The organism is Pseudomonas sp. TR47 (assembly GCF_044143025.1).
GTDB lineage: Bacteria > Pseudomonadota > Gammaproteobacteria > Pseudomonadales > Pseudomonadaceae > Aquipseudomonas > Aquipseudomonas putida_E.
On sequence record NZ_JBHFCS010000048.1, the window covers coordinates 1 to 6,056 of the forward strand.

The 6,056-nt window shown below is 54.1% G+C and carries 6 protein-coding genes and 1 pseudogene; 6 read left to right on the forward strand and 1 reads right to left on the reverse strand.

Translation table 11 applies throughout. The features are described 5' to 3' along the window. The 6 genes from ACEWE8_RS25710 to ACEWE8_RS25735 form a co-directional block, all read left to right on the forward strand. The coding region (locus tag ACEWE8_RS25710; RefSeq protein ID WP_395589433.1) for a tyrosine-type recombinase/integrase at positions 1-1,006 on the forward strand (1,006 nt) is incomplete at its 5' end. A 79-nt stretch (positions 1,007-1,085) separates the two neighbouring features. Continuing rightward, positions 1,086-1,700 (forward strand): hypothetical protein, encoded by a 615-nt coding sequence (locus tag ACEWE8_RS25715; protein WP_046784947.1) that lies wholly within the window; start codon positions 1,086-1,088, stop codon positions 1,698-1,700. Between the two features lie 749 nt (positions 1,701-2,449). Then, positions 2,450-3,193 carry a hypothetical protein gene (locus tag ACEWE8_RS25720; protein WP_046784948.1) on the forward strand — a complete coding sequence of 248 codons (744 nt, stop codon included), beginning with the start codon at positions 2,450-2,452 and terminating at the stop codon, positions 3,191-3,193. A 2-nt stretch (positions 3,194-3,195) separates the two neighbouring features. Next, the gene (locus tag ACEWE8_RS25725) at positions 3,196-3,495 is read left to right on the forward strand and encodes a hypothetical protein (protein WP_020301032.1); all 300 of its coding nucleotides are present in this window, start codon (positions 3,196-3,198) and stop codon (positions 3,493-3,495) included. Positions 3,496-3,682: 187 nt separating this feature from the next. Next, positions 3,683-4,099, forward strand: coding sequence for a hypothetical protein (locus ACEWE8_RS25730; protein ID WP_020301033.1), 417 nt, complete (start codon positions 3,683-3,685; stop codon positions 4,097-4,099). A 105-nt stretch (positions 4,100-4,204) separates the two neighbouring features. After that, positions 4,205-5,260 (forward strand): hypothetical protein, encoded by a 1,056-nt coding sequence (locus ACEWE8_RS25735; RefSeq protein WP_020301034.1) that lies wholly within the window; start codon positions 4,205-4,207, stop codon positions 5,258-5,260. A gap of 614 nt (positions 5,261-5,874) precedes the next feature. On the opposite strand, the pseudogene ACEWE8_RS25740 reads toward ACEWE8_RS25735, so the two are convergent. Continuing rightward, positions 5,875-6,056 (reverse strand): annotated as a pseudogene (locus tag ACEWE8_RS25740) (L-aspartate oxidase); the annotation flags it as partial.

The following is a 6,056-nucleotide window of genomic DNA, read 5'->3' on the forward strand; positions in this document are numbered from 1 at the left end:
GCGTATGCGGGGCCGTTCAGGGAAGCTGGTCGAGATCGTTAAGGACCTCAACGATGAACCTTGTGGCACGCCTGAAGCCCTCTTTCTCTCCCAATCTGTAAATGCTTCTCCGGGTCTGACCTTTAAGTCTCTCTCTGCGCTCTACATGGAGGAACGCAAGGACAGCATTCAGGCCAGCACCATGCGGGACGTGAAGTCATCGTGTGAGGCCATCGGTGCGGTCCTTGGTGACTTGGACATGAAGAGCCACACACGGGAGGACATGAAGGGCCTCAGGGAAAAGCTCCTTGAGGCCCGTAAGCCTTCGACAGTTAAGAAGCTGCTGACCCGGCTATCAACGGTCATGGATTGGGCTGTGAACAATGGCTACCTCGATAAGAGTTTCGATAAGGGCCTGAAGCCAACTAAAGGAGCTGACAGCTCCCGTGAGGCGCTCTCTCAGGATCAGGTAAAGGCCCTGATGGCTCACGCTAAGTCGCTTCCAGTGGACGCTTGGCAGCGCTGGGCGTTGTCCCTTGGAGTGATCACTGGGACCCGTATTGAGGAACTCAGGCAGTTGACCAAGGCTGACGTTAAGCAGGTCGGGACTGTGTGGGTCATCGACATCAATAGGAACGATGGCAAGACAGCCAAGACCAAGAATGCTCTACGTGTCGTACCGCTGACTGACGGGGCCTATGGCTTCGACCTTAAGGCGTTCCTTGAGTTTGTCAGGAAGGCCGACTCTCGGCTGTTCACCTTGGGCGCTGGTCAGTTCTCGAACCTGCTTAATGGTGCGTTACGGGATGTCTTGAGCTTGAACGCTGATCGGACCCAGACTTTCCACTCATTGCGTCACTCACTGGCCGGTGCCTTGAAGGCCGCTGAGGTGCCTGTGGGAACCGCTGAGTCCATCTTGGGTCACGCTTCAGGGTCTATCAGTTATGACCTGTACGGGGCTGGGAGTGCCGTTGAGGTGGGCCGTATGGCGGACGCTCTGGTGAAAGCTTTGAAGCTGGTAAGCTAAGGCTGCATCTATGCTGGTCGCCAACGAGCGCTTAGTATGCGGACATCATGGAACATTAACTAAGTAACGGAGCTGTCAATTGAACAATGGACGTTTCTTCAGTGGCCTCGCTCTTTGTGCAGTGCTTCAAGTCTTTGCGGCTCATGCGCTGGGGCAGGAAAAACTATGGGTCACCACAGATCGTACTGATCGACACACTTGCCCATCTACAGAGTGTGGGGTCGCAGGCCGTCTTATGTTCAGGGAAGGCGTTGACATCTTAGAGCGTAAAGGTCAGTGGGTGCGTATTACTAAAACCTATTCTGCATCCTGTACTGGCGGCGTCAGCGAGTACATTAAGTCTGGAAATAAAGCCTGTACGGCCGTTAATGGCATCAAGGACGGGAAGTTTGCTGAATGGGTTCAGAGCAAAGATTTTAGCCGAGATCGCCCTAAGGACCCTTCAGAGGATGCAAGTGGAGATTACTCTCTCGTAAAAGGTTCAGACGATTATAGGATTTATAAGGACCCATTTGCTAAAGCAGCGCGGGCATTGATAGATGACGGCACTTGTACTGAGGATGACTTCAAGGAAATTGGTGGCTGGATGGCCTCAACGAATCGTGGCGAAGGTGTGTACTTCACTTATTGCGGCGGTATGAAAGTCAACAATAAGGTCTACCTTGATGTCACTTCAGGGAAGACCAGCCGTTAGGTTCGATAAGGACATGCGAGCGGTTGTGAGTCCTGACGTGTTAGCTACACGTTCGTCGAAGATTTAAAAACCCTCACCCAAAGAGGGACAGGCTAAATCAGCGTTGCTTTCCTTTCAAGATGCCGCAAGGTCACCTCAAAGGTGGCCCTCTGCGGGCAAGGCGTGTACGTCCAGTGATCAACGTTACCTCTTTCAGGTAGACCAATGTCCAAGACACCACGACCACCAAGCGCAGCCCTAACGGGATCTGCGGGGCCAGCATCAGGTCCACTGTAGCGATTCTGTCTGCGCACTTCGTGTGAATAGACCCTTGATAGGTTTGGGCCTCCTATCTCTGATCGCACAGTATAAAGGGGCCTTTTAACTTAAAGATCTCTACAAGATGACTCTAAGATTAAGTTTTATTAGTTTAGTTCTATAAATAATAAAAACTTAAAGAGAATGCTCTTAGAGTTACCTTAAGGTCGATCATTAAGATCTTGGGTCTACCTTCGATGTCGTGGTTGTAGAAGTGTGACCGTAGCGGCTCGTTGGTGCTCCAGTATGACCAGATTAAAAACCCTCACAAGAACAGGGACAGACCGCTAAGCTAATCGGTCGCTCTGAATTCCTCTACGCCCGTCGCTGGGCTTTTATCAACGTCAAGTCTTTCTGAATGCTTCTTGAGCCATAGTCGATGCCCGTAGTGGGGCCTTGACGGTCGGCCTGTGGGAGCGAACTCAGGGGGCATTCAAAAGGAGTCCACTACTATGCTGGCCAACACCAATAACCAAACTGATCTGCTGCCTATCGTGATTGAGGGGCAGACCTTCAAGCCGAACGAAGATGGAATGTGGAATCTCAACGAGATCGCCAAGACTCTGAATGTTCGGGAACCGGGTCAGTGGCGTAATGCTGTTCAAGCTGCCCTGATCAAAGATGCAAATTTGCATGTCTCCCACGGTAACGGGACCCTTGCAACAGAAGAGGGCGCAATTGCATACGCCATGTGGGTTTCAACCGACTTTTACCTGATGGTCATTCGTGCGTTCATCGCCATGCGTAACAGTGCCGTCCGTGAGCTGCGCCATAAAGATGCCCTTCTGGACGCAAACATGCCCAAGGCTACGACTCTCGACATGAAGGCTCGCGGCGCGGGTCTGACATGGACCGAGGCTTGCCGTGTGGCTGGTATTCAACAGCCTCGACTTGCTCTTGAATTTCTCGCAAAGGGGGCGATGTTCGTTCACGTCTGTGACGATTTTGGTAGCCGTACTGGTCAGATCCGACCAAAGCAGCAAGGTTTCTCATCAGGCGCCTTTGTGGCGATCTCATCGGACTTCGGCAACCGTGAAGGCTGGAGGGTCAAACCCCGTGGCCTTGACTGGTTGCGTGCAAATACTGAGACCATCAACGTCGGCGTAGCTGAAGCCAAGGCCGCTCAGGCCAAAGCTAAGAAGGCCACTCAGGCATCCCGTGTGGATCGCTGGGGCCGTGCATGCAAGGAGGCATAGCTATGAGCAGTTCCTTCCTCGACCAGCTCAATGCCCTGTGCGTCACCCCCGCGTCCCGCGTGAAGTTGCTGACCCTCCGAGGCATCTGGCGTGATCGACGTGCCCGTAACAGCTTCTATTGCGAGTCATCATGCGGGGTCCATTTGGATTCCCTACTGGCCCACCTCGAAGCCAATCACCCCGGTCTGAGCGCCTTCGTTAAGTCGATCATCGGGTCACCATCGCTCCACATCGACGCGGTACTCCGTGCACGCTTAAAGGTCCCTTTAGGGAAAGCTCAACGCATCATCCATCTACTGTAACGCCGTCCGCCATCGGCACCAAGATCACACCCCGCCAAGTTACAGACCCGTGATCGCACCAACCCAAACCCAGAAGATATTGATCATGTCCTTGAGAGGTCCGTGCGGCTACTCCTTGCCATCTGGTCACGTTGCCTCTATGCGGCAGGGCCATGAATCAATGTCTCGAATTTAGGAGACACCTACCATGCAATTGAACATTCAAAACGTAACGCCCGAAACTGTTGAAGTCCAAGGCCAGAGCGTGACCCGTACCTTCGCTGAAGGCGTGATGCTGTCTGGGCTGATCGCTGGTGCAGGTAAGAATGATTCGGCCCGTGAGGCCATCGTTAAGCAATACCTTGACGCTGGTCTGATCGCTGATGCGTTCCCCGCTGTGGTCCGAGCAGTTCGTGCTCGTGAGGCCCATTCAGCAGCCGAGCGTGAGCGCCAGTTAGCTGAGTCTCGTGCCCATGCTGAGCGCGTTGCTTCCTATGCGACCCCTACGGCCCTTGAGGTCGCCCGTCGCCGTGCCAAGCGTGAGGCCCGCGAAGCTGAATACCGTGCACGTGGTGCTGCTATCCGTGCCGCTAATGGCCGGTCCTCATGGTCCTCGTGGGAATGACTCACGGGCAACCTACTGACTCACACCGTCTTGCCTCCGGTGGCGCTGGCTCTTGTTGGCGTCCCGTTGAACCCCTTCAAGTAAACTTTCAGGAGATACTCAATCATGCCTACTCGTAAACAGAACGCTTTCAAATCCGCCGACCACCGCGAGAACACTGACCGTTACAGCGCACCGACTGCCTATGAGCAGGCCGTGTGGGGCAATGGTGGTAACCTTCAGTTCAACACCCAGGCATCCACAAGCGCCCCATGCAGTGACGGCAGCGTCGCCGCTGAAGGTATCGTTGCGGTCCTTGACGACTTCTTTAATGGTGGCGAATGGCACCAGAACGCCGTTGATGCTATCCCGTGTGAGTTTCGACCTAAGGGCACTGAGCCGACCCCTGTGCAACTGGTCAACATGGTCGACCGCAACGTCGAGTTCGACCCACGTAAGTCGATCTACGACACCTCGACCATTACAAAGGGTGAAGCTGTTGCCGGTGACGTGATCTTTACGGAGCCCACTGATACCGCCGCGTTCTTCTCGCACCGTATGACTCTGTTAGATGCTCATGTGGTGGCAGGTTTCACCAGCAACTCCATCGGCCAAATGCTGGATAAGGCCATGCAGGACTTTGAGAAAGCGTGCGGCTCTACCATCGTGGACATTCTCCTGAAGTCCCCAAGTGTCGAGGTCAAGGAAGTCACCATTGCTGGCACTGGACCACGTGATCGTGCTGAGGATTGGATTGACCAACTAACACTGAGCATCAACCACTCAGTGGGCAACTCCCTGAGTGACTTCGTGCTGCTGATGCACATGACCGAACAGGCAATCCTTGAGCGTGCTGCCCAGCGTGCAGGCGTAGATGATATTGAGGACCTGTTGGGCTGCCGTACCCAGTTCTATTCGGATGGCAACCGTGGCGTCTTCATGCTCCCTAAAGGCTTCGCCTCCCTGTCGTTCCGTGAAGGTAACGACGGTGATGTGTGGTCAATCCTCGCCAGCCGTAACGCCTCGGTACAGGGCTGGGACATCGAAATCACCGGTATCGCTGACGTAATGGCTCAGGCCAAGGTCAAGCTGAAGCTGGCAAACCCAGCGGACCCTACTGAGAAACTTCAGGTCGAGACCGTAGACTTTCCGCTGATCACCCGTGTGGTCGTCAAGCCGTAACACCCGCTGTATCCATGAGGTCCGTAATGGGCCTCATGGGCGAGCTGTTTAGTTGCTATGCTTGGGCATCGACCATGTTACGGCAAGGCCAGCCATGAGTTTTACTCTCTGTTATACCTACAAGGACAAACGGGTGGTTACGAAGATACAAGTCGATCACCTGACCCCATATGCAGCCGTTTGCTTTGCCCTGCTCCAGTCAGGGGCCACCAACGACTCAAGTGGTGGAGGCTGGCCTAAATCCTATGAGGGCATCCTTGAGATTGCCACTCAATACGGTCTCACAAACCTGACGGTTCACCGATCCCTTAACTCTTAGGACAACTTCATGGACACGTTTAGCGCGGCCTACGGGCCTGCGTTGGTGTTCATGTGGCCTTCTGGCTGTATGGGTGCCTCAAGAGCACCTCATGAGGATCTGGCACAAAAATCTGAGTGACCACCTGTAACTACTAACCTGCGCGCTTACCCCCATAGGCCCTCGCATGCTCGCTCAGGCGCACGATAAGGACCCTTGCGGGCAGGTGATAAGGACCTCAGCGTTGGGACAAATGTGCGCCAAAGCTGTTACAAACTGGGGCCCCATGGTGCTACGCTATGGCTCCTAACGTGCCTCATTTGTCGGGTGTAAGGATCGTATCCTTCGCCTCTGGCAGCAGCTCTGGATAGTCCAACGTGTAGTGCAGACCCCGAGATTCCTTACGTTTCATGGCAGACCTGATCATCAGTTCCGCTACTTGAGCAAGGTTCCTCAATTCAATCAGGTCTCTGCTTACGCGATAGTTGCTGTAGAACT

Excerpts from the sequence above, each read along its gene's own strand:
- ACEWE8_RS25730 (WP_020301033.1), top strand. The coding sequence starts at position 3,683 with ATGCAATTGAACATTCAAAACGTAACGCCCGAAACTGTTGAAGTCCAA.
- ACEWE8_RS25725 (WP_020301032.1), top strand. The coding sequence starts at position 3,196 with ATGAGCAGTTCCTTCCTCGACCAGCTCAATGCCCTGTGCGTCACCCCC.
- ACEWE8_RS25720 (WP_046784948.1), top strand. The coding sequence starts at position 2,450 with ATGCTGGCCAACACCAATAACCAAACTGATCTGCTGCCTATCGTGATT.
- ACEWE8_RS25735 (WP_020301034.1), top strand. The coding sequence starts at position 4,205 with ATGCCTACTCGTAAACAGAACGCTTTCAAATCCGCCGACCACCGCGAG.